Here is a 22511-nt window from a genome sequence, read left to right as displayed (position 1 = left end):
GATACCTTTTCACACCCAATAATCCACTTGCATATTTTGACCTAAATCACTGTTATATTTGAACTTTATATGAAATTTAAATTATAGAAATATCAATAATAATTAGAATTTAGACGAATAAACGAGGACTCTCCATTGTTCAACGTAGGACAGGTTTACAATCGACGCACAGATATACACGGTCGTTACAAAGGTCAGCAATATGGTGGTATCGCTACACCTGCAGCCCATCCATATGTATTTATCTTCACTAGCGATGCTGGTGAAGAATTTGGCTACTCTGATGGTTTTAGTGCAGACGGCACTTTCCGATATACAGGAGAAGGGCAAGAAGGTGATATGCAGATGGTTAAAGGAAACTTGGCCATCTTTGAACACCAAAGCAACCTTAAAGAGATTCTCTTATTTGAATCTGTCTCAACTGGTTTTGTTAGATTCGTCGGAGTCTGCAACTACATCTGTCATCACATTGAGCAACGCCCCGACAAGAACGACCAACTTCGTGATGCAATAGTCTTCCATCTAGATATCGTCCCACAAAGTGTCGGCAATAGCATTCAAACACCAAAAACTTCATACTTAACGAAGCCAACTAAAAGTAAATCATTGAAGCAATTACGAGACATCGCCTTAGCTTCAACACCACTTAAAGCTGACCCCAAAGAACAACTCACGCATGTGAAGTATCGCAGTGAAGCCATTAAGCTTTACGCAAAAAAGAGGGCAAATGGTATCTGTGAAGGTTGTGGAGTGCCCTCACCTTTTGAGACCAAGTCAGGTCCTTACCTAGAAGTACACCACCTGACACGGTTAGCAGATGGCGGCGCTGATTGCCCTGAAAATGTGATCGCACTTTGTCCTACCTGTCATCGAGAAGCACACTACTCGGTGGGAGCCGCAGATTTCAATGCAAAACTCATCAAGAAAGCGCTAAAGATTGAAGAGCAACTGTTGTAAACATTTCCTTCAGGCAAAAGAAAGGCTCGCATGACTAGTGCGAGCCTAATGCAGTTTAGGGGGTAAACCACAATCTAGTTTAATTATTTAACTTATGAGCCATTATGCACTTGTGCGCATTGATATTCTATTTTTAAATGATTCACTGCAATTAATCAATCGATAAAAGTTAGCGTTTGGTCAATTTAAACCACATAGATAACAGTGATTTAGTGATTGATGTCTAGAAAACCATCATAAAACCCATAAAAATCAGACCTATAAGCTTCTCATTTGCCAGTAACCTTCACCATTAGTCGCGAGTTGGCTGTGTAAATAATCGAGCGTATCTGCCACCGTTCCCGCAATGCCTTGTGGTGGATTGAACAACAGCAAGCCACTGCCGATCAGGCGATCATCACCCTTGGGATCTCGAAGGCGAAGCTCCGACTTAATCGGACTTGGTAGCAAGCCATCTTTCACCGCTGTCACGCAATGGTTCAGAATCAGTGAGCTCTTATCATCCGTGTAAAGCGGATACCAAATCAGCGCAGAGACTTTCTCAGATTGTTGATAAGCCTTAACCAAGGCATCGATCACCGCGAGATATTCAGTATCGGTTTCATAGGGCGGGTCGATAACAATCAGGTGATGGTTGTCGTGTTTTGCTATGTCATCAGGCAGTGCTTTCAAGCCATCGCCCGCGGTAATGGTGAGCTTACTTGAGACATCAAGATCGCGTTGCAGCTTCTCAATGTTGGTTTGTAATAGGTCGGCTTCATCTTGCTGAATGTCTGAAAAATAGAAGCTATCTTGGCTGCGGCCTTGTTGGTAGGTGATGGCTGCTGAGCCCGGATAGAGAGAGATAAGTTGATTCGGATTGTAGTATTCCAGCACCGACATAAAAGAGCTAAATGCTGGCGGTAGATAAGCCTTGTTTCGCCACAAGTACCCGACCCCTTCAGCAAACTCACCAGCATGATTACTGGGTGCAGTAGTGAGGTCATAACACCCTGTACCAGAGTGCGTGTCGATAACATTGAGACGTGAATGCTGCTGCATTAATGACTGAACAAGTGCACTCAATACTGGATGCTTTAGCGCATCACCATGGTCGCCTACATGACATTGATGTCGATATTCCATTCCCTTGCCTCATTTCTACGAACGTCATCTAAACATACTTCATATCATGAGGGCTTGCCTACTCAATCCATCGTTTTTTGAAATAGGCTCTCTTTTCTGTAACTGTCTGACTCTTATAAAAAATAAAGCCCCTCGTTTTGTTATAAACGAAGGGCTTGTTGACGTTACTGACTAAGTCGTACAGTTAACCAATGGAGAGCTTAAGGGTACTCGCCCTCAACTTCTACCGGCGCTTTCACTTGGTAGTGACAAGGCTGTAGGCCAAGTAACTTAGGCAGTGTGATACCTACCGAAACGGAAGACCACGTACCGCTGACAATACCTACAACCAGTGCAATCGCGAAACCTTGCAGCGCAGCGCCACCCAGTAGCCAAAGCGCTGATACGGTGATTAGCGTTGTACCTGAAGTCACCATGGTGCGTGAGAAGGTCGCTTTAACCGATTCGTTAAGCAGGTTATCAGTGTCACCATTTGGATTGCCACGCAGCATTTCACGAACACGGTCAGCAATGATGATCGAGTCATTCAATGAGTAACCCAAAATCGCTAGCACGGCTGCCAATACGGTCAGGTTGAACTCAAACTGAGTAAAAGCGAACAGACCCAAGATAAGCGTCACGTCATAGATGATCGCTGCAAGGGCGCCGAGTGCTAAACGCCATTCAAAACGTACACTCAGGTACAGCATGATCATTAGGAAACACACCAATACCGCCAAGCCACCTTGGTCAACCATGTCTTGACCGACTTGAGGGCCAACCACACTGCTGTTAAGCACTTTTACTTGGTCACTTACAGAAGACAAAGCATCCACTAAGTTTGGCTGTGGAGCGTCTGTCAGTTGGCTGTAACGGATTGTCCAACGATCCTGTTCTGCCATACCAACCACTTGCACGTCTTGTTGGAAAGCCGTATCAAGTTTTGTTTTTAACGCATCTTTGGTTACTTGATCAGAGAGCTGAACCTCGGCAACCACACCGCCTGTGAAGTCCAAGCCCCAGTTAAAACCTTTCACCGCCACCAGCATCACAGAGCTCATGAACAGCACAATAGAAATCACAGACATCACCTTACGAAGGCGAGTCATATTCTTATCCGAAATATAGCTATTTGAAAAATAGCGGTCTGAAATAGTCATTTTTGAAGTACTCATGCTTAAATCCTTACATCGTGGCGTTGGTCACGCCCCCAAACCAAATTGATGATCGCTCGTGAAGCAAAAATGCCCGTAAACATACTGGTTAGAAGACCTAAGCCCAGTGTCAGAGCGAAGCCCTGAATCGGTCCATTACCGATTGTGTATAGAGCCACAGCAACGATCATGGTGGTGACGTTAGCATCGAAAATTGACGAGAATGCACTATCGAAACCACGATCGATAGAGCTAGCAAAGCTGCGCCCTTCTTTCATCTTGTCTCGAATACGCTCGAAGATAAGCACGTTAGTGTCTACCGCCATACCGACGGTCAGTACCAAGCCCGCAATACCTGGCAGAGTTAATACCGCACCCGGTAGCAAGGCAATCAAACCAAACAACGTGGTCATGTTAACCACCAATGCACAGTTCGCGACCCAACCAAGGCGGCGGTACCATAGCGCCATAAACGTTAGAGTAAGACCAAGGCCAAGAGCCAAAGCAGCAAAGCCATTCGTTACGTTTTCAGCACCCAGAGATGGGCCAATGGTACGCTCTTCAATGATGGTAACAGGCGCTGTTAATGAACCCGCACGTAGCAGTAGAGCAAGCTCTTGTGCTTCTGCCATGCTGCCTGCACCAGTGATTCTGAAGCGGCTACCCAGTTGAGATTGGATGTTCGCCACACTGATCACTTCACTGGTTTTCTCGCTGTTACCGGCTCTATCACGGCTGTATTCGCTGTAAACGGTCGCCATTGGCTTGCCGATGTTATGGCGAGAAAACTCAGACATTTTCTTACCACCAGAAGAATCCAGCGTAATGTTTACTTCTGCACTGCCCATCTCACCAATGCCACTGCGTGCATCGATAATGTGTTCACCGCTTAATACCGCTTTGCGAGCAACCACGACACGATTACCATCTGAATCTTTCAGAGTTTGAGTATTGCGCGTTGCGTTGTCGTACACAGAGTAGAACGCTAATGAAGCCGTAGCACCAATCACGTCTTTCGCAGCTGCAGGGTCTTGTACACCCGGTAATTCGATACGGATACGGCTTTCACCTTGGCGTTGAATCGATGCCTCAGTGATGCCTAGCTCTTCAATACGGCTGCGCATGATCTGTAGGTTTTGTTGAACCGTTAGGTTGCGTAGCGTTCTTTGTTCTTCTTCAGACTGAGTTAACGTTAGCGATTTATCTGAACGGTCACGTTGCCATTGTGGGAACTCTTCACGAATCAGTTTCTGTGCTTTTTCGAAATCGGCATCAGTACGGAAGTTAAACTCAACTTGGTTGTTCACCACTTTACCGCGTGCATAACGCACTTGGCTGGTGATCTCGTCGACCACAGATTGCGCTTGTGCGTGGTAAACCGGTTCCATGTCTACTTCTAGTAGGAACTGCACACCACCGCGTAAATCAAGACCTAGCTGAATCGGTGCGAAGCCCATGTCAGTCAGCCATTTCGGAGCTGCTGGCTCCATCGCTAGTGCAACCGTCGCGTTGTCCAATAGGCGCTCATTCAGCACCTCTTTAGCCTTCGCTTGTTGTTCTGCGTCTTCCAAGATCACGACTAAACGTTGATCTTTTTGAAATGCAGATTTGGCTTGGATGCCTTCGCTCGCAAGGTATTGGGTAATTTGACTCGCATCGATGGTCTGTTCAGAACGATTGTTAATTTGAACCGATGCATTCTCGCCATACCAAGAAGGTAAAGCACTCAGAACCATAATGATGATAGTGGCGATAAGCACCACGTATTTCCACTTTGAGTAGTGGTTTATTTGTTTTCTTTGAATGCGTTTTTTCACAGTCAAGATCTCTTCTTTGAACTAATGTTTTGCGAACACGAGCAATGGCTAATCACAACCAGAACAAGCTGATTGAAAGATAGTGATGCTAAAGCTGATGTCGCTATGTTTGTTTTGATTAACTGGCGAGTTCAACGGGCACAAGTGACCATCGATACGACCAATTTAGGGTCAAACGATTAGCTAAGAAGTTCTCGGAAATGCGAGTATTGGATGTTGCCCTCTTTCCACCCAGCAAGCCGGGAGGACGGAGAACTCACAATGCTGGTCCAGTGCTGCTTGGAATCCAACAACGGTGTGTTGAAAAGCAGAGAAGCCAGTAATGAAGGGGGAGAGAAGTCGATCAGTAGGTGATAAGCAGGCTCAAGATCGGCCACGCTTTCTTGCTCGTTGCTGAGCATACGTCTGAAGTTTGCTGCTTGAAGGCTTGATTCGGTGTCGTGATAGTTGGAACTGTCACCAGAAGGCACGGTGCCAAACTGAGCCTTATCGCACTCTAAGTAGCTCGACGGATTATCCGTAGCGGCTTGTTTACAAAGATCATTTTGTGAAGATTGCTCTTGAGCTGAGTATATTTGAAATGGCTTAGAAGGAAACGAATAGCCGTTAGAATTCACTAAGCCAAAGCTCAGTAAAAACAACATTAAGACTAATCGGGTACCCAGTTTAAGCAATCTAATATCCAAACAACATTCTCGTAGATCGTCAATCTACAATACAAATGAAACGCTGTCTTGATTTAAAACATTTTTTTAGAAAATGATTCGATGCAACCGATTAAGCACCCTCGCAATTTAGATTTACATAGATCTAAAACGGCTTAACAACTGGTGATGGATAGATGTTATGAATAGTAGAAAAACAAGAAAGCCAAGCGGTGCTCGCTTGGCTTTCAGCTGTCTCTTTCTGTTGGCTTCAAGCTTTAGGCTTTAGGCTTTAGGCTTTAGGCTTTAGGCTTTAGGCTTTAGGACGCATGATGTTCTTAACCTTACGGCTATTTTCACCAAAGATGCGTTGGACAAGTTGATTCATGTCTTCCGCAGTGATCGACCTCGCCACTCGCTCAACTTGAGACAAAGCTTCGATATCGTAACCATGAAGTAAATAACGAGACAGGTACCATGCTTGGTCAATAGAGCTCGTCTCCAGAGGCGTGAAGTCAGCTTCAAACTGTTTCACGACTGCGTGCATTTCCTTTTCTGAGACGCCTTGTAAAAGGTCTGCAATCACTTTATCGATCGCCACTTCAACTTGGTCAACGTTCTCCGGCGCTACCATCGCCCCGATAACCCACTCACCACTCAGCTCACTATCTGCGGATGCTGAATACGTATATGGCGAGTAATCTAAGCTCAACTCTTCACGAATATAAGCATCTAAACGCGCCGCCAGCAGTCGTTCTAGCAAGTTTTCCGTGAAGATATCTTTTGCCGTTACGCCTTGGTTGGTTTCGGCTTCAGGTTCAGAGATAACTCTTAGGACGTACTCTGCGCTATTCACATTGTTGATCGCCAAATCAATGCGTGATTCAGATGGCTGCTTGTAAGCCACCTTAAAGTCCGGAACCTCGGCATTTTCTAATGGAATCGAAGCCAAGTATTGCTCAACCAAAGGCTTTAATTCACTTGGGTCGATATCACCCACGACCACCAATTGGTTATGTCTCAATTGGCCAAACAGCTGCTGATGAAGATTAGCGACGTCTTCCACAGAAACCGTTTCAACACGCTCTTTATCTACAAGATAATGACCACTTTCCTGACGATAAATATTGTGGTTTACCGCTCGTTCAAACTGACCAACAGGGCTACTCAAGAAAGATTCTTGACCTTGTACAAATTCCTGCTTCACTGCCTCTAACTGCTCGGGAACAATTTTAGGCGCAGTGATGAAGGTATACAGCGCAGCAAACGTATCTTTGAGCCCATCTTTGTTAATACTAAATTCAACACCATGGCGGGTGTTGCCAATAAAGGAATCGGCTCGAATATCTTCACGATCAAAATGCGCTAAAAGCTCAGACCCCGTAAATTCACCGACACCACTTCGAGCGAAGGTAGGTAACGCAACCTCAACCGCTGGGTACAAGCTCGGATCCAAAGCGGCTTTTCCGCCGAGGCTCATGTACATCACCCCAACATCATCACCTGCCTCATAATCACGCAGGTACCACATGTCGATGCCATTGCTTAACGTCCACTTTTGGATGTATGGGTCGACAGACATTTGTTCAGCAAGTACAACCTCGCCTTGCGAGCTAGGTACAGCAAAAGCACTGGCTGTTCCAATCGCAAGCGGTGCAACTCCCGCCTCGCTATACGTGGCTTTTAAACTATCGAGAGAGTTGATGATCGCTGCTCTGTCTTCAGAGTCGTCCATCCCAATAACAATAAAGTAATCATCAGAAAGTAGATTCTTGATGTTGTCGTTGATCACTTCAAGGCTCAAGTTAGCGATGAAAGCTTCCAAGCTAGCTTGATAATCTTTCTGTGATTGGACGATTCGATCATTGACTAACGCACTCACTTTGTAATTCGCGTGTTCAACGCTGTCCATTTTATCCCAGTTATGCTCGATGTTATCCAGCAAGTCTTGGTAGTAGTACAGTTCGCCAGCAATATCCGTTTCCGAAACCCCAAAATCACGCAATGATGCCAATGTAGAAAGCAGATCTTGTTGGATAACTTCACGGTCTCCAGCCGGAAACCCAACACTTATTGATGAATAGTGCAGAGCGCCCATCTGATAGCCATCAGATGCTATCCATTGAGTCGGCAGCGCAGCATCATTGAATACCGCTTCTAATCGTTGTCGAATCAATTGTTGAGCGGTTTCATCTAACCAGCGTTGATGCTGCTGAGCATGATTTTCAACTCTATTTAAACCTCGGTTAAACGTCAGAGTGATGCTTGGCGCTTCTCTTCCTGCGTACTCAACATAATCATCTTCATTGAATGACGTCGTTTTCTGTTTCTCTGGTCTCGGCGTATCACCACGCTCCCAGCTAGAAAACTTTTCTTCAATGAGTGGAATCACGGTTTTGATGTCCACATCACCAGAAACGACCAGCTCAACTATTTGAGGTTGATACCAAGTCTGATAAAAGTTGGTGATGCCTTGAGGAGTGGCATTCACGATCGACGATTTAGTCCCTAATGCATCTTGCGATTCGTACGGGCCGCCTTCAATGAAGTAATCGTAATATATATCTCCGAATGACTTATCATCGAGGCGAGCCATACGGAACTCACCAAGAACCACGCCTTTTTCTTTTTCGACTTCTGAACTTGATAGATCCAGACCATCACCAATGTCGCGCATCCACGTCAAAGCAGACTGCAATTGGATATTATCTGGCAAATCTAACTGGTAGACCGTCTCTTCATAAGAGGTGTAGGCATTAATATCAGCACCAAAGCTAGCGCCTGCGTCTTCGAATAAGCGAATCACATCGTTCTGAGAGAAGTTTTTACTGCCATTGAATGCCATGTGTTCCAAGAAGTGCGCGTAGCCTTCTTGTTGAGAAGTCTCTTGAATTGAGCCCGCGTGCACGACTAAACGCACAGATACGGATTCTTCATGATCTGGATAAACATGATAAGTAAGGCCATTTTCTAGTTGGCCTGAAATCCATGCCGGATCCGGCTGGATTGGCGTTTCGATGGTTTTTGATGTTGAGCTACAGCCAACTAAGGTGAGGCATAGAGCCGTGGCTAAATAATATGTTTTCATAACAACCTCTTAATGTCATTCATCGACAATATACAGATTGAGCTAACGATTATTATTTAATATTGAACCGGATGAGTATCTTTGTGATCTGGATCTTTATTTTATAAATCACCAATCGTTATGTAAGATCGCCGGTGCTCATTTAAAGCAGGGTTTTGATAAGAGCCTATTACATCGATTTTAGACTTGCTTATCAGTGCAATAAAAAGCCAAATGCTTGAACATTTGGCTTCTAAGTGAATCCACATATAGAGTAGAAGCGGCTTTCATGAAAAACCACTTACCTCAATAGACTTACCCTTGTGGTCTTAACAAGTTCTTCAATTGATAGCTGTTATCACCAAAAATTTCTTCAGCGTACTCTGTCATGTCTTTGCTAGAAATTGAGTCAGCCGTTCCCTGTAGGTCGAACAACGCCTCAAAACCATAATCATGAATCAAATAACGAGAAATAAACCAAGCTTGTTGAGTGGGCTTATATTTTAGTGGAGTGAGGTCTGCTACTAGCTGTTTAGCCGCTGTGCGAGTCTCATCTTCAGAGATCCCTTTTGCCGCTTCAGCGATGACCTTATCAATCGCCTGTTCAATTTTATCTGAGTTTTCTGGAGCCGTTAAAGAGCCGATTAGCCAATCATAACTAGGCTCACTGTCTTGCGCGACCGAGTACACATAAGGCGCATAATCCAAACCTAACTCTTCACGAACATAAGCCGTTAAACGGCTCGACAATACACGCTGAAGCATGTCGTCCATAAACACATCTTTTGCGGTTTTATCCCGAGCTTGCTGGGAAATCACACGCAATAAATACTGACTGCTGTCTTCATTATTGACGGATATATCCATTCGTTCTTTCGAATCAGTACTATAAGCCACCTGATAATCCGGAGACACAGCGGCTTCTAATGGCAATGATGCAACATATTGACGCACAAGAGGCTTAATTTCAGCGGGATTAATATCAGCAACAATAACCAATGTATTGTCTCTTAATTTTTGAAAGAGTTGATGCTGTACGTCTAGTATATCTTGCGACGTGACAGCTTTGATATCATCACTTTCAAGCATCATGTGACGGCTGCTTGTTTGATAGCTATTGCGATTAACCATCTGAATAAACTGACCAACAGGTGTTTCTAAATATGCTGTACGATCTTGATCAAATTCAGACTTCACAGCCTCAAGCTGGGCACTGTCTATTTTAGGTTCGGTTACAATGGTGTGGAGCGCAGCTAAACCCTCTGCAAGCGTCTTTTTCTTGGCGCTTATTTCTAAGCCATGATGAGTAAAATTGATGAAGGGGTAGATTTCAATGTCTTCGCGTCTCAAGTGAGCGGTTAACTCCGAACCACTAAATTTACCAACACCACTACGAATCGAAGCTGGCAGGGCAATCTCTACAGCAGGAAACAGCGAAGGATCCAACGCCGCTTTTCCCCCCTCACTTGCATAGTAAACCCCGACACTATTACCTGCCTCAGAGTTACGGAGATACAAAACTTCAATACCGTTGCTTAATGTCCACTGCTTCAAATTAGGATCGTCACTCACCTGAACTTGTTTTACAATTTCGCCTTGAGACGCTGGCACACTAAACGCCGAGCTTGCAGTAACGAGCAATGGCCTGTTGCCTGTCTTTTTATAGGCTTTTCTGACACCTGTTAGCTCGTTATTCATTGCCTGCAAGTCTTCTTTAGACGATAAGCCTAATCCCAAAATATATGGGTTAGAAAGTAAATCATCTAAATTATCATTTACGGCTTCCAGATCCGTACTCGAAAGAAATTCTTTCAAGCTCGACTTATAATCAAGCTGTGATTGAACCGTTTGGTTAATCACCAGTGCCGTCGACTTACCGTCAGCATGAGCTACTGCGTCCATTCTCTCCCAGTTAGCTTGAATGTCATCAAGGTTCGCTTGGTATTGCTGTATCACACTCGTAAATTCATATTCGCTCACACCATGATCACGCAATGAGGCGAGAGTAGAGATAAACTGCTGCTGGCTTTGCTCTCGACTATCGATAGGAAAGCCAACCGTAGTAATGGAATACCTTTGGTACTCTAAGAAATAGGGAGTCGAAGCAACCCATTGCACTGGCAATGCAGCGTCAACAAAATCTGAATTCAACCTTTGCTGGATGAGTTGTTGAGCAATATCATCTAGCCAAAGCTGATGTTGTTGCTCATGGCTCTGTGTCACTCTTTGCCCACGCTCAATCACTATCCCGATGCTCGGTGGCTCGCTCCCAGATCCATACGCCACAAAATCTTGAGTATTGTAATCCGCTGACGTGTTCTTCACGGGAACCGGTGTTGTGCCTCTTTGCCAATCAGAGAAAGTATCTTCAATCAAAGGGATCACTTCTGCCAGAGTGATATCACCAGAGACAATCACCTCAGTTAACTGAGGTTGATACCAGGTTTGGTAATAATTATTTAACTCTTGAACATTCGCATTAGAAACGGATTCTTTATTGCCAATGGGATCGTTGGTTTGGTAATTCGTGCCTTCAACCATATGATCGTAGAATTTAAATGAGAGAGGCTTATCTTCAACTAGTGTGTGTCGAAATTCCCCTAATATCACTCCTTTCTCTTTTTCGATCTCAGCTCCGGACAGCAGTAAACCATCGCCAATATCTCTAAACCATGCCAACGCTTTATCTAGATTCTTGTTGTCGGGTAGATCTAACTTATAGAGGGTTTCTTGATAAGAGGTATAAGCATTTAAGTCAGCGCCAAAGCTAGCACCAGATTGCTCAAATAACTCTACTACATCATTCCCTGAAAAATTGTTGCTGCCATTAAACGCCATGTGCTCAACAAAATGGGCATAACCTTTTTGTTGACCGCTCTCTTGAAAAGAGCCGGCATGCACAAGTAAGCGTACCGATACTGGTTGTTCTCGGTCAGGGTAAACATGGTAGGTTAAACCGTTATCTAATTCACCCGTGACCCAATATGGATCGGATTTCAATAACGTTTGTTGCTGAGGAGTAGAACTGCAACCTAGCAATGTGGAGCTCAATACGACGACTAAATAGTATGCTTTCATAACGATCTCTTTGAAGGGCTTTCCTCCAATATATCCGATCGCCAAAGTGTAATAATTCGCCATTAAATCAAACGACTAAAATTTTAGAGTCACTCGATATAAGTATGAAAGTGTTTAATTTATAAATTACATGAATTAATTGTAAAGCCGATATGTAGCGCCTTTTATTTGTTCGCTACATCCCTTTAAAGAGCCCTTGCGAGGCACGGCTGATCGGTAGTTTTTCCCCTGACACATAAGCCGACATCTGACCAGAGAGTCCTTTCTTCACCTTATCAATGGCCGACACTTTCACCACCACCGAGCGATGGATCTGCCAGAACTCATCCGGGTTAAGCTGGGCGATCAGCTCTTTTAGAGACACGCGAAGAATAAACTCCTCTAGCAAACCGCCTTGGCCTTTTTTGAATATCGAGACGTACTTGTCTTCCGCTTTAAAGTAAGCCACATCATCGACGGCGATAAGATGGATGTCTTCTCCGACACTGGCTTTGAGCCACGTGAGATACTGTTGCTTGTTTTGCTGGGAAGTCGATTGTGATAGCTGTTGAAGCTGAGCCATTAACGCTGTGATATCGGGCTGTTCCGGAGTGCTACCTGTTTGTGTTTGATTGCTCGACAGACGCGCTTGCACCTTCTGACATGTGGCTAGTAAGCGCTCTTCGTTGATGGGTTTCAGCAGGTAGTCCATCGCATTGTGCTCAAAAGCTTTGACCGCGTATTCGTCATAAGCCGTGATAAACACAATCAATGGCGGTGAATCTAGCTTGTTGAGTTGTTTCGCCAGCGAGATACCATCCAGCTCAGGCATACGAATATCGAGAAAAGCCACGTCGGGCTTAAGCTGCTGAATACTCTGCATCGCCTCCAAACCATTTTGTGCCTTGCTGACGATTTCTAGCTCCGGCCAAACCTCAGCAAGGCTATTGTCGAGATGGTGCCTTAACAGTGCTTCATCGTCTGCGATAATCGCCGTTACGCTCGGCTGTACTGCTGGGTTGTTCATGGTTAGTCCTTTAAATTCACACTGTAAATCGTCTATTTTTCGTCACTGTTCGGTGCTTTCTGATCTGTAATTCTAGGCGGCTGCGTCAATCAGCGGTAACAAGATCGTCGAGACTACCCCGCCTTTAGCGTGTTCAGTAATCGTTAGACTCGCCTTATCACCATACAGGGTTTCGATTCTTTGACGAATATTGCTTAACCCAACACCGTGCCCCGTATTCGAAGAAGGCGCTTTCAACCCCGCGCCATTATCAGCCACTTCAATTTTTAGCTGCTGGGCTTGTTGAGTAATACGAATATTGACTTGGCCACCAGCGGCTTTGGGCTCGATGCCGTGCGTGAGTGCATTCTCGACCAAAGGTTGAATCAAGAACGGTGGAATCACCTGCAAATCACTAATCTCGTGTGTTTCAATCGAGAACGTTAAGCGCTCCCCCAAACGTATCTTTTGGATATTAAGATAAGCATCTAACAAGTCGACCTCTTGTGCGATGGTCGATTGCTCGGTGCGGCTGTTTTTCAAAGTCACACGTAACAAGTCGGTGAGTTTTTCGAGCATCAACTTAGCTTTCTCGCTATCACTCTCAATCAACACATTGATGGTCGCAAGTGTGTTGAACAAGAAGTGCGGTTCAATTTGGCTTTGCAGTTGCTTAAGCTGACTCAGCACTACAACCTTTTCTTGATCGGCCTGACGACGCTTGGCCACTTCCAATTCGTTATCAGCGCGTAGTTGTTGCTCTCGGGTATAGAAATAGTAATAACAAACCGAACAGAAGATCACACCGAGCAAGACTACGGATTTAAGGTCAGAAATATTGGCTCCGAAATATCCGTTCAACCAATAGTGGGCGTTCAAGGTACCAAAGGTCATCGCGATCACCATTGAGATACCCACTTCAAGCGTTCTGGATGTTCTCTTGAACAACTTCACTAAGATGAAAGAAGAACCCACTGCGCTGTAACCAAAGCCAAAACTGATCGCGAGGTTAACCACAAGGTCTCCGCCCCAAATCGTTTGAGTGGTGATGGCAATGACGAAACAAAACAGAGTGGTGAGCGTGAAGCTCTTAATCCATGAAAACTGACTGTTTGAAGAAGTGCTCATTAAAATCGTCCTTTGATATTTAAAAGAATCATATGACTATCGGGTAAGTTGGCGTAAGCAGAATCACTTTTACCGCCTAGAAAGCGTGCAGCAAGTTCCAAATCCAACGATGAATCGCCATTATCTAAAGCCTGATAATTGAGCCACTGAGTCGCAATAAAACCGCCATCTTGTGGAGACAACATTACATCGAATGTTGGCGTGATATCTTCAAGCCAGCCATGTGTCGAATCCAGAGACCAGTGAAACATGATGTTGTGTTGAACCAAATTGGCGTGCTGATAGCCTTGCGCATAAGAACCAGCCAGTGATGCTGTCATCGGATTCACCGACAAAGACTCTGCACTTTCTATTGCGCTTTGCCACTCAGAATCACTCCACGCTCGGCTATCAAACCAATATTCCAGTACCACATTGTGGCCGGTGTCATTGGCCCATGTTAATCCTGCTAACGCTTGATAGGCCTCGCCCTGCTCTTCAAGATAAACCGGTTTAAGCATTGAATCCGGCTGACTGTAGCCAAGGCTTTGTCGCTGATAAACCATCGAACCATGAAACTCCCAAGCGAGGTTTAATACTGAAACCAAACTCACCCCAAATAAGCTATGTCGCACATCGTCATAATAAGCGACCCATTGATATTCGTGATCACCCACTAGGTTGTAACGACGTACCCCAAAGCCTTGTTGCTGATTCTGCTTTTCGAACTCATTCACGTCCTGAGAAGTCCACGAAGAATCACTGTAAAGAAGTGTCCACTCGCCCGTCATATCGAACAGTGACGCTGAGGCAACACCTGCGCCCTCTTCTGCGACAATGCCTACTGGATTTTGTCGATAAGGCTTGATGATGTCTAAAGGTCGGTAGCCATAACCGACACCCCAATCTAGGCGAACCTTGCCAAGCGTGATATCAAGATAGTGGTCACCAATGACTGAATTCGACAGCTCGACACCACCTTGCCAAAACAACTCACGCACAATGAATTCCGACTCAAAGCTCGCGTCTTGTTGTTGAGGGTTATTGCTTAGAATATCGTTGGCTTTCACTGCGAACAGACCAAGCCAATTGCCATATCCAACCTCAAGATCCAGCAAGCCATTGAATGACTGACGATTATCAGATGGTAAAGGGCTAAATGGCGACTCTCGCGATTCAATCGCTTCTGCACTGAGTTGCCAATCCCACGCCAAGCTCAGATCGTCCGCTTGAATCGGGTGACTCACACAAGACAAGGCAAGCAAAGTAGCGATTGAAGACTTAATGTGGAATCGACGATTGGAAGCTTTCATGGTACTCACCTACAGCCCAGACACGCTGTTACGCGATAAGTAAGCAGGGTTGTAATACTTGTCTTCCAAGCTTTGTTCGCTCACCTCGCGATACTCAATCACGGTTTTCTTGCTTGGCTGAATCTTATCGAGCAAGGTCATCGACATCACTGTGGGTAATCCATCACGCACGCCTTCAGTAAACCACGCTTGTTTCGCCAGTTTTCCAGAACGCAGATACAGATCCGCTTTAACTGGAAACGCTCGGTCTGTCGTTAACCACAGATCAATCGACTGATAACTCGCACCCTTGGTTTTCGCCACTAGCTTTAGGTGATGGGTATCGAGCGTCTCGCCACTTGGTATCTCAACTCGTTGCTCAGCAACCCACTCACCTTGGTAATCTTCGCTCCAAGTGAGTGTCGAGATATCGCCCACCGAGGCTTCACCCAATAGTTTTTGCATCGGTGTGATACGAATTGGACGGCGCGATTTAGGCATCAACAACCAATAGTTATCTTCAATCATCAGCATCTTTTGACCTGCCTCGACGGCTGATTTAAAGACGACTAATGACTCTCGGTTTGGTCTTGTATAGACGTTGTATTCACGGGTTTTATCCAGTTGATCGTCTTGATACAGCGCCACCAGAGACACTACCTTAGAGGCTTGTGCGCTGTTCAATCGGTAACTATCCGCCTTAGCGATCATCTCTGTGACTTGTTGTGAATCGAATGCCCAGCTTGGTATCGATGCTAGAACCAAAACCAATACAGAACCTAAAACAGTGAGTGAACGAGTAAATTTATACATAAACCAGCGCCTCCGTGATTGGCTTATTCACGCCTTTGCGAGCAGAAAAATAAGCAGCCAGCAAACAGATTGTCAGCACGCCTAAAGTGGCGTAACCAACCAGTTCCAATGAGAAGTAAATGTTGAGTGGGTAACCTTCGGTTCTGCCGGGAGGTGGTGGCATTTGGATATCAACCACCAGCAATAACACCGACACTAAGCCACTCACTAAAGCGCCAATCGCGCTGCCAATCAGTGCCAGCAATCCCGCCTCTTTTAAGAAGCCTGCAACGATTTCAGAAGGGTAACTGCCGAGTGCCGACAAGGTGCCAATTTCTCGAGTGCGCTCGGTCACCGACATCGTCATGGTGTTAAACAGCGACACAAACACTACCAATGCCATCACCGCGCCCATGATGCCGAAGATCCGGTCGTAAAGATCTTTAACCTTGGTGTAGAAAAACGCACGATCTTGCCACGGGGTAATCTCGATCTCTGTGCCTTGATCGCTTTGACTCGCCCTATTTCGTTCTAAAGCAGTTTGGATGCGCTGTTGAACGGCCGAGGTCTTGCTTGTCTCAAATAGGAACACCGACAAGGTACTGACTTTGTCTGAAGCCAAAAGCTCTTGAGCAGTGGTGATATGAACATACAGCTGACGCTTATCCAGCTCAGGCACACCCGTCGAATAGATACCCTGCACCTTAAAATCAAAAGCGTTCAAAGCACCGTCACTGGTAGTCGCGAGCAATGTGACCCAGTCGCCAACGGCAACTTTGAGGTTACGAGCAAGGTCAGTTCCCAGCATCACTTGGGGTTCTTGGCTGTCGTATCTTAGCGATTTCACATCAGAGAGAGTTTGACCACTGCGCACATCAAGAAACGGTCCTTTCATGTCGAACTCACGCTCATTAACACCCGTTCCCATAAAGATGGTCGACTTACTGCCGTTAGAAACCAAGCCGCTGAAATAGACTCGTGGTTGAACGCTGCGCACATCGCTGTCGCCAATAATGCTCTTTGTGAGCGCTTGAACGTTATCCAGACCATTGCTCAGCGGCATGTCTTCGTCTTGTTCAAAATATCCCGGCGTACTCAAAGTAAGATGACCAGTATCGCGCGCGGTCGATTCACGCAGAGATTCATAGGTGTAAAGCCCATAACCTCCAGCCGAGGTCAGCGCAAATACCGCGATGGCGATGATCAACACCGAGAGCAGACTTCGTCGACCATTTCTTAATAGATTAAGCCACGCCAAACGCACCGAGGTAGGAAGCAAAAAAGTGCTCAGTTTTTGTGTTAGCTTGCCCATGAGATCGCCTCCGTTGTTGTGGCTTGTGGAGCCAGTTGACCGTCGATTAATTCAATCACTCGGTCACAACGCTGCGCCATTCTTGGGTCATGTGTTGCGACGATAAAGGTGGTGCCCATTTCATGGCCGAGCTCTTTCATAATGTCGATCACAAGGTTGGCGGTGTGACTATCTAGGCTTGCGGTCGGCTCATCGGCAATCACTAAGCTTGGGTTGTGGATCAGCGCTCTGGCTATCGCGACACGTTGCTGCTGGCCACCTGAAAGGTTGTCTGGTCGGTGATGAACGTAATCCCCTAGCCCAACACGCTCTAACATGTCTTGCGCTCTGCTCTGCTGTTCTTGCTTAGAGTATTGGTTCAACATCAATGGGTAAGCGACGTTTTCTAACGCTGTCATTACAGGAACCAGATTGAAGCGCTGAAACACAAAACCCAACGACTGACGACGAAAACGTGCAGCGGCGATTTGCTCTGTCGGATACGGTTGGCCATCAATATCGATCTGCCCTCGATAGCTCATATCCAACAAACCAAGAATATTCAAAAGTGTGCTTTTTCCAGAACCTGATGGCCCACATAACGCCACCATTTCACCACGTTGGATGTGTCCATCGACCCCGTTTAATGCATCAACACGTTGACCGCCCGTGACATATGCTTTGCCGATATCTTTAAATTCAATCATTTCGTTGTCCTCTTATTACCAATCCATTATCAAGCTCTCGTAAGCCGCAATTGAGCTTTCACAGCTGTTATTTGGCTTTGGCAACTGTTACTTGGCTTTCGCTATTAGGGCTTTAGCCGTCATTGTCTCGATGTTTCCGGCATCGGTGCTTTCCATTTTTTCAAGCCACACCTGTGCTTGCTCGAAGTCTTCAGCACGAATCGATGCGGTAATGGCATAACGGTAAATCCACGAGGTTGCAGCGAAATGCTGTTGCTGGAAATCATCTTCCGCGAGTAACGAGAGGAACAGGTCATAACCACGATCAAAATGGTTAAACATGTCTGGTAGCGAGGTGTAAGTCACCGCAGCCATTGCGCGAGTTAGGTAAGAATCTGGCAGCCCTTGAACACGAGGTTGCTCATGAATCGGTTGGTCTTCGTCTTTCAGCAGCACCAGTGATTTATCAATGGTTGATAAGCCCTTCTCCACATACTTCATCTTGTTCCAAGGCAAGAACGCATCACGCCCCATCAGGGTTTCTGTGCTACCTAGGTAAACCAAAGTCAGTGGTGTTGCGCCATCTTTTTGCAGCGTGTCATTAAGGCGTTCATACGCCACCTCAACCAAGTCTTCATTGCCTTGCGCGGCTTGGTTATAGATATCGAGCACGTCTGAACTCGGGTTCGCTAAAGCTAACGACGGTGCAAACGAAACAAGCGCAATCAGTAATGAACGCTTAAGCAGAGAGGTGGTAGAGCCTGAATTAAATGAGTGTGAAGTAGTCATGATTTCTAATCCCTTTCAAATGTTGACGTTGAAAGGTTAACTAGAATTTGTCATGCCGTTTTATCAATGCGACGAATGGTAATAATGAGGAGTGAATGGTTAAGAGGTGGTGTGAGTGGAGTTTCAACCTTATAGGAACTAGACGAACACTATTCGCATAATTAGCCACAATTCCTCCCCTTTCCTCGAGCAGCAAGGGATCAAAAATATGAATCAAGGGGAGGCTAGGAGGGGATTTATTTTGGATTAACGCACTCGGCAGAGCTCAAACCCAAAAATAGCCGCTAATCAGCGGCTATTTTTAATTATCCAAGCGAAGCTTCTATTACTTCTAGCTTCTACTTCTTTGTCTCTTCAACCACGGCTTTCATCAATACTGATGTATCCATGCGGCCTTGTCCTTCGGCAGACAATGCCTTGTATGCGTTGTTGGTCTTTTCAGTTAGTGGAAGCTGGATGCCTTGGCGCTCAGCTTCATCTAGGCAGAAACCTAAGTCTTTGATCATCCAATCAATTGCAAAGCCGAAATCGAACTTATCTTGTGCCATTGTGGTAGCACGGTTTTCCATCTGCCATGATCCAGCAGCGCCGTTTTTAAGGCAATCAACCAGAGTTGGGATATCCAAACCTGATTTTTCAGCAAGAACTAAACCTTCAGAAAGACCATTCAATACACCTGCAATGCAGATCTGGTTAACCATTTTCGCGCGTTGGCCTTGGCCGACTTTACCCATCAGAACTGACGACTTACCGTAAGCTTCGAACACAGGTTGAAGGTCGTTGAAAAGCGCTTGTTCACCGCCACACATGATGGTTAGCACGCCATTTTCTGCGCCCGCTTGACCACCAGACACAGGTGCATCCATAAAGCGAATACCGGCTTGCTTCGCAGCTACTTCAAGCTCTTCAGACAGAACTGCAGACGTTGTAGTGTGGTCGACAAGAATCGCGTTTGGCTTCATTGCTGCCAATGCGCCTGTTTCGCTGGTTGTCATGCTGCGTACGTCATCATCGTTGCCAACACAAACCAATACCACGTCAGCTTCCGCTACACATTCAGCCACAGATTCTGCCGCTTTACCTTGGTGTTTATCAGCCCAGTCTAGCGCTTTGCTGTGAGTGCGGTTAAATACCGTTACTTCAAAACCGGCTTTGACTAGGTGGCCTGCCATTGGGAAACCCATAACGCCTAGCCCGATAAAACTTACTTTCATTTCTTTCTCCTTTTATTTGACCAAACCATCGCTATGAAAAGATCGAACACTCTCAATCAATGCATCAATAAGCAGGGTCAAAGCCTTTGGCTGATATTTTCTTTCTTTGTACACTAAATACGCTTGGCGATCACCCCGATGATACTCAGGGAGCACTTGAATCAGATTCATCTCTGGGGATACATGACGAAAAGGCAATGACGCGAGCCCTAGGCCTTTTTGCGCTGCGGCCGCCACCGCATGAATATCGTTAACGATGAACTTAGGTTTAATCGTGATCATTTGCTCTAAGCGGTCGGATTTGTAGAGCGGCATATCAAACACATCATCGACGTTAATCCAATCTTGTAGCTCCAGGTCGTCCGGCTTTTCTATTGCTGCACGCGAATCTAAGTATTCTGGGCTTGCATAAAACCCGTGTTTGGCTTTAAACAGCGGTCGAGCAATCATGCCTTCCATGTCCGAGATCTTAAACGTGATCAGTAAGTCACGGTCGGTCTGTGGAATGAGCTGCTGCTGGCTCAAGGTAAGGTCGAGCTTAACGTTTGGATATTGAGTGAGGAATTGCTCTACCGTCGACCGTAGAAAGCCACTGTAGAAGTTATGAGGCACGGCAAGCTTTATCTTGCCTTGGATAGCGTCACGCTCTTCCAGCAAGCTATTAAAACCGTGATGAATCGACTCCATGCCGCTGCTCAGTGCAGCAAAGGCCGCTTCACCATCTTTGGTGGCCACCAGCTCACGACCTTTCTTTTCTAAAAGTCGGATATTGAGGCGATCTTCCAATGCGGTTAACCGACGCGACATAGTCGACACAGGCAGTTGCAGCCGTTTCGAGGCCGATAGCAAAGAGCCCTCTTCAACCACTGCACAGAATAAGAACAGATCATCAATGTTTCCAAATATGGAATTCATACTTCTACATGTACCTATTTTTCTCATTAATGGATAAATATAACCTTATCTCATCAACATCAGAAAATCACGGGAGAAACACAGTATGAACAACAAACAATTTTGGGTAACCGCGATTTTATCTTCACTGACCATGGCGACCATCATGTCTGGGTTAATTTCTGGCTACAAAATGGGATTTAGCCACGAATGGCCGCCAATCTGGATGCAAAGCTTTTTCATCGCTTGGCCGTGTGCCATCGTGCTCAACCTCACCGTGCTCCCTTTGATCAGAAAACTATCAGCATGGATTTGTCGCCCGAGAACGCTTTGCGAACCTGACATCACGGAACGATGATCAAGGACTTATGACCAAGGCGCTATAACCTAGGTTCTGCCACCAAAGAGCTCGATCAAAAAACTCTGTTCATGGATAAACGCCTGAATTACGCCCATAAAAAAACCGAGCACTAGGCTCGGTTTTTTAATAACTGTTGTTACTGTAAAGATTACAGCTCAGCGTTGTGGTAAACCTGCTGAACATCATCACAGTCGTCAAGCATGTCTAAGAACTTCTGGAATTTCTCAGAATCTTCTTCAGCTACTGGCGTAGTTGTTTGAGGAACGAAAGTGATTTCCTCAACGTCTAGCGTTAGCTCTGGGAACGCAGTGTTTAGTGCAGTCTTCGTTTTGAAGAACTCAGTCGTTGGAGCGAATACAGTGATAACACCGTCTTCTAGCTCAACGTCAGTCACGTCTACGTCTTCCATCATTAGCGTTTCTAGGATGATCTCGTCGTCTTCGCCTTTGAACTGGAATACAGCTTGGTGAGCGAACATGTGAGAAACAGTACCTTCAACACCGATTTTCGCACCAGTCTTAACGAAACATTGGCGAACGTCTTGGAAAGTACGGTTGCCGTTGTCAGTTAGACAGTCAACGATTACGCTTGTGCCACCTGGGCCAAAACCTTCGTAACGAGCTGGTTGGAAGTCTTCACCGCCGCCGCCGTTCGCTTTATCGATCGCTTTGTCGATAACGTGAGCTGGTACTTGGTCTTTCTTCGCTTTAGCAATCAGGTGCTTAAGAGGTAGGTTCATGTCTGGGTCAGAGCTGCCGTTCTTAGCCAGTACGTAAATCTCTTTACCGTATTTAGAATAAACTTTAATTTTTGCGCCTGCAGTTTTCGCCATTGAGGCCTTGCGCACTTCAAAACTTCTTCCCATCGGGATCTTCTCTCTGATTCAATTAACGGTGCAAATTCTAGCAAATTACTGTGTCATTTCAATTCTACAGCAATGCTGGGCAAGGTTTGTCTGCGTTTATGCGACACCCATTACCCGTTTGTATTTTTCTACAGACTGATCAAACCAAGCCTTTTCTTCTGGGTCACCTAGCTTCATTGCTTCTTCAACAATGGCTTCAGGGCCACATTTCGCTTGCTTCAGTTTCCATACAAGAAACGATGCTTGCTTATCCAGTTCGATTTTATTTTTCTCGCTGGGTGGAAGGAGTGAAAGGTTGATAGACATTATTAGCCTTCGTCTGTAATACACTTGGCCGAGAAATATATCATAGAGCAGCCTCATAAAACCAATACTATGAGTAACAGAAAGGGTTTATGAGACAAGAAACCAAGC

Annotated in this window: 19 protein-coding genes; 2 read left to right on the top strand and 17 right to left on the bottom strand. The window is 45.6% G+C overall.

Annotation, left to right across the window (positions count from 1 at the left end; translation table 11 throughout):
• Positions 1–135: 135 nt before the first annotated feature.
• Complete coding sequence (locus MSG36_RS02500) at positions 136–957, top strand: HNH endonuclease signature motif containing protein (RefSeq protein WP_248366050.1); 822 nt, start codon at positions 136–138, stop codon at positions 955–957.
• Positions 958–1215: 258 nt separating this feature from the next.
• Here MSG36_RS02500 and rlmJ read toward each other — a convergent pair whose 3' ends face one another.
• From rlmJ to MSG36_RS02425, 15 genes are all read right to left on the bottom strand, one after another.
• Positions 1216–2082 carry a 23S rRNA (adenine(2030)-N(6))-methyltransferase RlmJ gene (rlmJ, locus tag MSG36_RS02495; RefSeq protein WP_248366047.1) on the bottom strand — a complete coding sequence of 289 codons (867 nt, stop codon included), beginning with the start codon at positions 2080–2082 and terminating at the stop codon, positions 1216–1218.
• A gap of 200 nt (positions 2083–2282) precedes the next feature.
• Complete coding sequence (gene secF, locus MSG36_RS02490) at positions 2283–3236, bottom strand: protein translocase subunit SecF (protein WP_048614133.1); 954 nt, start codon at positions 3234–3236, stop codon at positions 2283–2285.
• A 2-nt stretch (positions 3237–3238) separates the two neighbouring features.
• Positions 3239–5038, bottom strand: coding sequence for a protein translocase subunit SecD (secD, locus tag MSG36_RS02485; protein WP_017065097.1), 1800 nt, complete (start codon positions 5036–5038; stop codon positions 3239–3241).
• A 173-nt stretch (positions 5039–5211) separates the two neighbouring features.
• Positions 5212–5676, bottom strand: coding sequence for a hypothetical protein (locus tag MSG36_RS02480; protein ID WP_048610107.1), 465 nt, complete (start codon positions 5674–5676; stop codon positions 5212–5214).
• A gap of 313 nt (positions 5677–5989) precedes the next feature.
• The gene (locus MSG36_RS02475) at positions 5990–8764 is read right to left on the bottom strand and encodes a M16 family metallopeptidase (protein WP_248366044.1); all 2775 of its coding nucleotides are present in this window, start codon (positions 8762–8764) and stop codon (positions 5990–5992) included.
• A 294-nt stretch (positions 8765–9058) separates the two neighbouring features.
• Positions 9059–11821, bottom strand: a complete 2763-nt coding sequence (locus MSG36_RS02470) for a M16 family metallopeptidase (RefSeq protein WP_248366041.1) — start codon at positions 11819–11821, stop codon at positions 9059–9061.
• Positions 11822–11996: 175 nt separating this feature from the next.
• Positions 11997–12827 carry a LytTR family DNA-binding domain-containing protein gene (locus MSG36_RS02465; protein WP_248366039.1) on the bottom strand — a complete coding sequence of 277 codons (831 nt, stop codon included), beginning with the start codon at positions 12825–12827 and terminating at the stop codon, positions 11997–11999.
• 72 nt (positions 12828–12899) lie between these two features.
• Complete coding sequence (locus MSG36_RS02460; RefSeq protein ID WP_248366037.1) at positions 12900–13934, bottom strand: histidine kinase; 1035 nt, start codon at positions 13932–13934, stop codon at positions 12900–12902.
• A complete protein-coding gene (locus tag MSG36_RS02455; RefSeq protein ID WP_248366034.1) occupies positions 13934–15226 on the bottom strand; it encodes a hypothetical protein in 1293 nt (430 codons plus the stop codon). The genes MSG36_RS02460 and MSG36_RS02455 overlap by 1 nt, the downstream gene beginning before the upstream one ends.
• A 9-nt stretch (positions 15227–15235) precedes the next feature.
• Positions 15236–16018, bottom strand: a complete 783-nt coding sequence (locus tag MSG36_RS02450; RefSeq protein ID WP_248366031.1) for an outer membrane lipoprotein-sorting protein — start codon at positions 16016–16018, stop codon at positions 15236–15238.
• On the bottom strand, positions 16011–17309 hold the full coding sequence (locus MSG36_RS02445; protein ID WP_248366029.1) for an FtsX-like permease family protein: 1299 nt from the start codon (positions 17307–17309) through the stop codon (positions 16011–16013). Before MSG36_RS02445 ends, MSG36_RS02450 begins: the two co-directional genes overlap by 8 nt.
• Positions 17297–17995 carry an ABC transporter ATP-binding protein gene (locus tag MSG36_RS02440; protein WP_050651191.1) on the bottom strand — a complete coding sequence of 233 codons (699 nt, stop codon included), beginning with the start codon at positions 17993–17995 and terminating at the stop codon, positions 17297–17299. The genes MSG36_RS02445 and MSG36_RS02440 overlap by 13 nt, the downstream gene beginning before the upstream one ends.
• An 87-nt stretch (positions 17996–18082) precedes the next feature.
• Complete coding sequence (locus tag MSG36_RS02435; RefSeq protein WP_248366027.1) at positions 18083–18763, bottom strand: hypothetical protein; 681 nt, start codon at positions 18761–18763, stop codon at positions 18083–18085.
• A 338-nt stretch (positions 18764–19101) separates the two neighbouring features.
• Positions 19102–19977 carry an NAD(P)-dependent oxidoreductase gene (locus MSG36_RS02430; protein WP_017070192.1) on the bottom strand — a complete coding sequence of 292 codons (876 nt, stop codon included), beginning with the start codon at positions 19975–19977 and terminating at the stop codon, positions 19102–19104.
• 12 nt (positions 19978–19989) lie between these two features.
• Entirely contained in the window at positions 19990–20892 is a 903-nt protein-coding gene (locus tag MSG36_RS02425) for a LysR family transcriptional regulator (protein WP_248366025.1), read from the bottom strand.
• 85 nt (positions 20893–20977) lie between these two features.
• Here MSG36_RS02425 and MSG36_RS02420 point away from each other — a divergent pair, with 85 nt between their 5' ends.
• Positions 20978–21229, top strand: coding sequence for a DUF2798 domain-containing protein (locus tag MSG36_RS02420; RefSeq protein ID WP_248366023.1), 252 nt, complete (start codon positions 20978–20980; stop codon positions 21227–21229).
• A gap of 151 nt (positions 21230–21380) precedes the next feature.
• Here MSG36_RS02420 and MSG36_RS02415 read toward each other — a convergent pair whose 3' ends face one another.
• Together MSG36_RS02415 and MSG36_RS02410 are read right to left on the bottom strand one after the other, a co-directional pair.
• Positions 21381–22097: a YebC/PmpR family DNA-binding transcriptional regulator gene (locus MSG36_RS02415; RefSeq protein ID WP_017057670.1), complete on the bottom strand. Its 717-nt coding sequence runs from the start codon at positions 22095–22097 to the stop codon at positions 21381–21383.
• A gap of 96 nt (positions 22098–22193) precedes the next feature.
• Positions 22194–22403 carry a DUF3283 family protein gene (locus tag MSG36_RS02410; protein ID WP_004732615.1) on the bottom strand — a complete coding sequence of 70 codons (210 nt, stop codon included), beginning with the start codon at positions 22401–22403 and terminating at the stop codon, positions 22194–22196.
• Between the last annotated feature and the right edge of the window lie 108 nt (positions 22404–22511).

The organism is Vibrio sp. 1CM8B (assembly GCF_023161685.1).
Classification (GTDB): Bacteria; Pseudomonadota; Gammaproteobacteria; order Enterobacterales; family Vibrionaceae; genus Vibrio; species Vibrio coralliirubri.
The sequence above is the reverse complement of the archived record's forward strand: the minus strand, read 5'-3'. Positions and strand labels throughout refer to the sequence as shown.

Bases quoted from the DNA above. Each gene is read 5' to 3' on its own strand.
- MSG36_RS02450 (WP_248366031.1), bottom strand. From the start codon at position 16,018: ATGTATAAATTTACTCGTTCACTCACTGTTTTAGGTTCTGTATTGGTT.
- MSG36_RS02455 (WP_248366034.1), bottom strand. From the start codon at position 15,226: ATGAAAGCTTCCAATCGTCGATTCCACATTAAGTCTTCAATCGCTACT.
- MSG36_RS02445 (WP_248366029.1), bottom strand. From the start codon at position 17,309: ATGGGCAAGCTAACACAAAAACTGAGCACTTTTTTGCTTCCTACCTCG.
- MSG36_RS02420 (WP_248366023.1), top strand. From the start codon at position 20,978: ATGAACAACAAACAATTTTGGGTAACCGCGATTTTATCTTCACTGACC.
- rlmJ (WP_248366047.1), bottom strand. From the start codon at position 2,082: ATGGAATATCGACATCAATGTCATGTAGGCGACCATGGTGATGCGCTA.
- MSG36_RS02460 (WP_248366037.1), bottom strand. From the start codon at position 13,934: ATGAGCACTTCTTCAAACAGTCAGTTTTCATGGATTAAGAGCTTCACG.
- MSG36_RS02470 (WP_248366041.1), bottom strand. From the start codon at position 11,821: ATGAAAGCATACTATTTAGTCGTCGTATTGAGCTCCACATTGCTAGGT.
- MSG36_RS02425 (WP_248366025.1), bottom strand. From the start codon at position 20,892: ATGAATTCCATATTTGGAAACATTGATGATCTGTTCTTATTCTGTGCA.
- MSG36_RS02465 (WP_248366039.1), bottom strand. From the start codon at position 12,827: ATGAACAACCCAGCAGTACAGCCGAGCGTAACGGCGATTATCGCAGAC.
- MSG36_RS02440 (WP_050651191.1), bottom strand. From the start codon at position 17,995: ATGATTGAATTTAAAGATATCGGCAAAGCATATGTCACGGGCGGTCAA.
- MSG36_RS02480 (WP_048610107.1), bottom strand. From the start codon at position 5,676: ATGTTGTTTTTACTGAGCTTTGGCTTAGTGAATTCTAACGGCTATTCG.
- secF (WP_048614133.1), bottom strand. From the start codon at position 3,236: ATGAGTACTTCAAAAATGACTATTTCAGACCGCTATTTTTCAAATAGC.
- MSG36_RS02475 (WP_248366044.1), bottom strand. From the start codon at position 8,764: ATGAAAACATATTATTTAGCCACGGCTCTATGCCTCACCTTAGTTGGC.
- MSG36_RS02430 (WP_017070192.1), bottom strand. From the start codon at position 19,977: ATGAAAGTAAGTTTTATCGGGCTAGGCGTTATGGGTTTCCCAATGGCA.
- MSG36_RS02410 (WP_004732615.1), bottom strand. From the start codon at position 22,403: ATGTCTATCAACCTTTCACTCCTTCCACCCAGCGAGAAAAATAAAATC.
- MSG36_RS02415 (WP_017057670.1), bottom strand. From the start codon at position 22,097: ATGGGAAGAAGTTTTGAAGTGCGCAAGGCCTCAATGGCGAAAACTGCA.
- MSG36_RS02435 (WP_248366027.1), bottom strand. From the start codon at position 18,763: ATGACTACTTCACACTCATTTAATTCAGGCTCTACCACCTCTCTGCTT.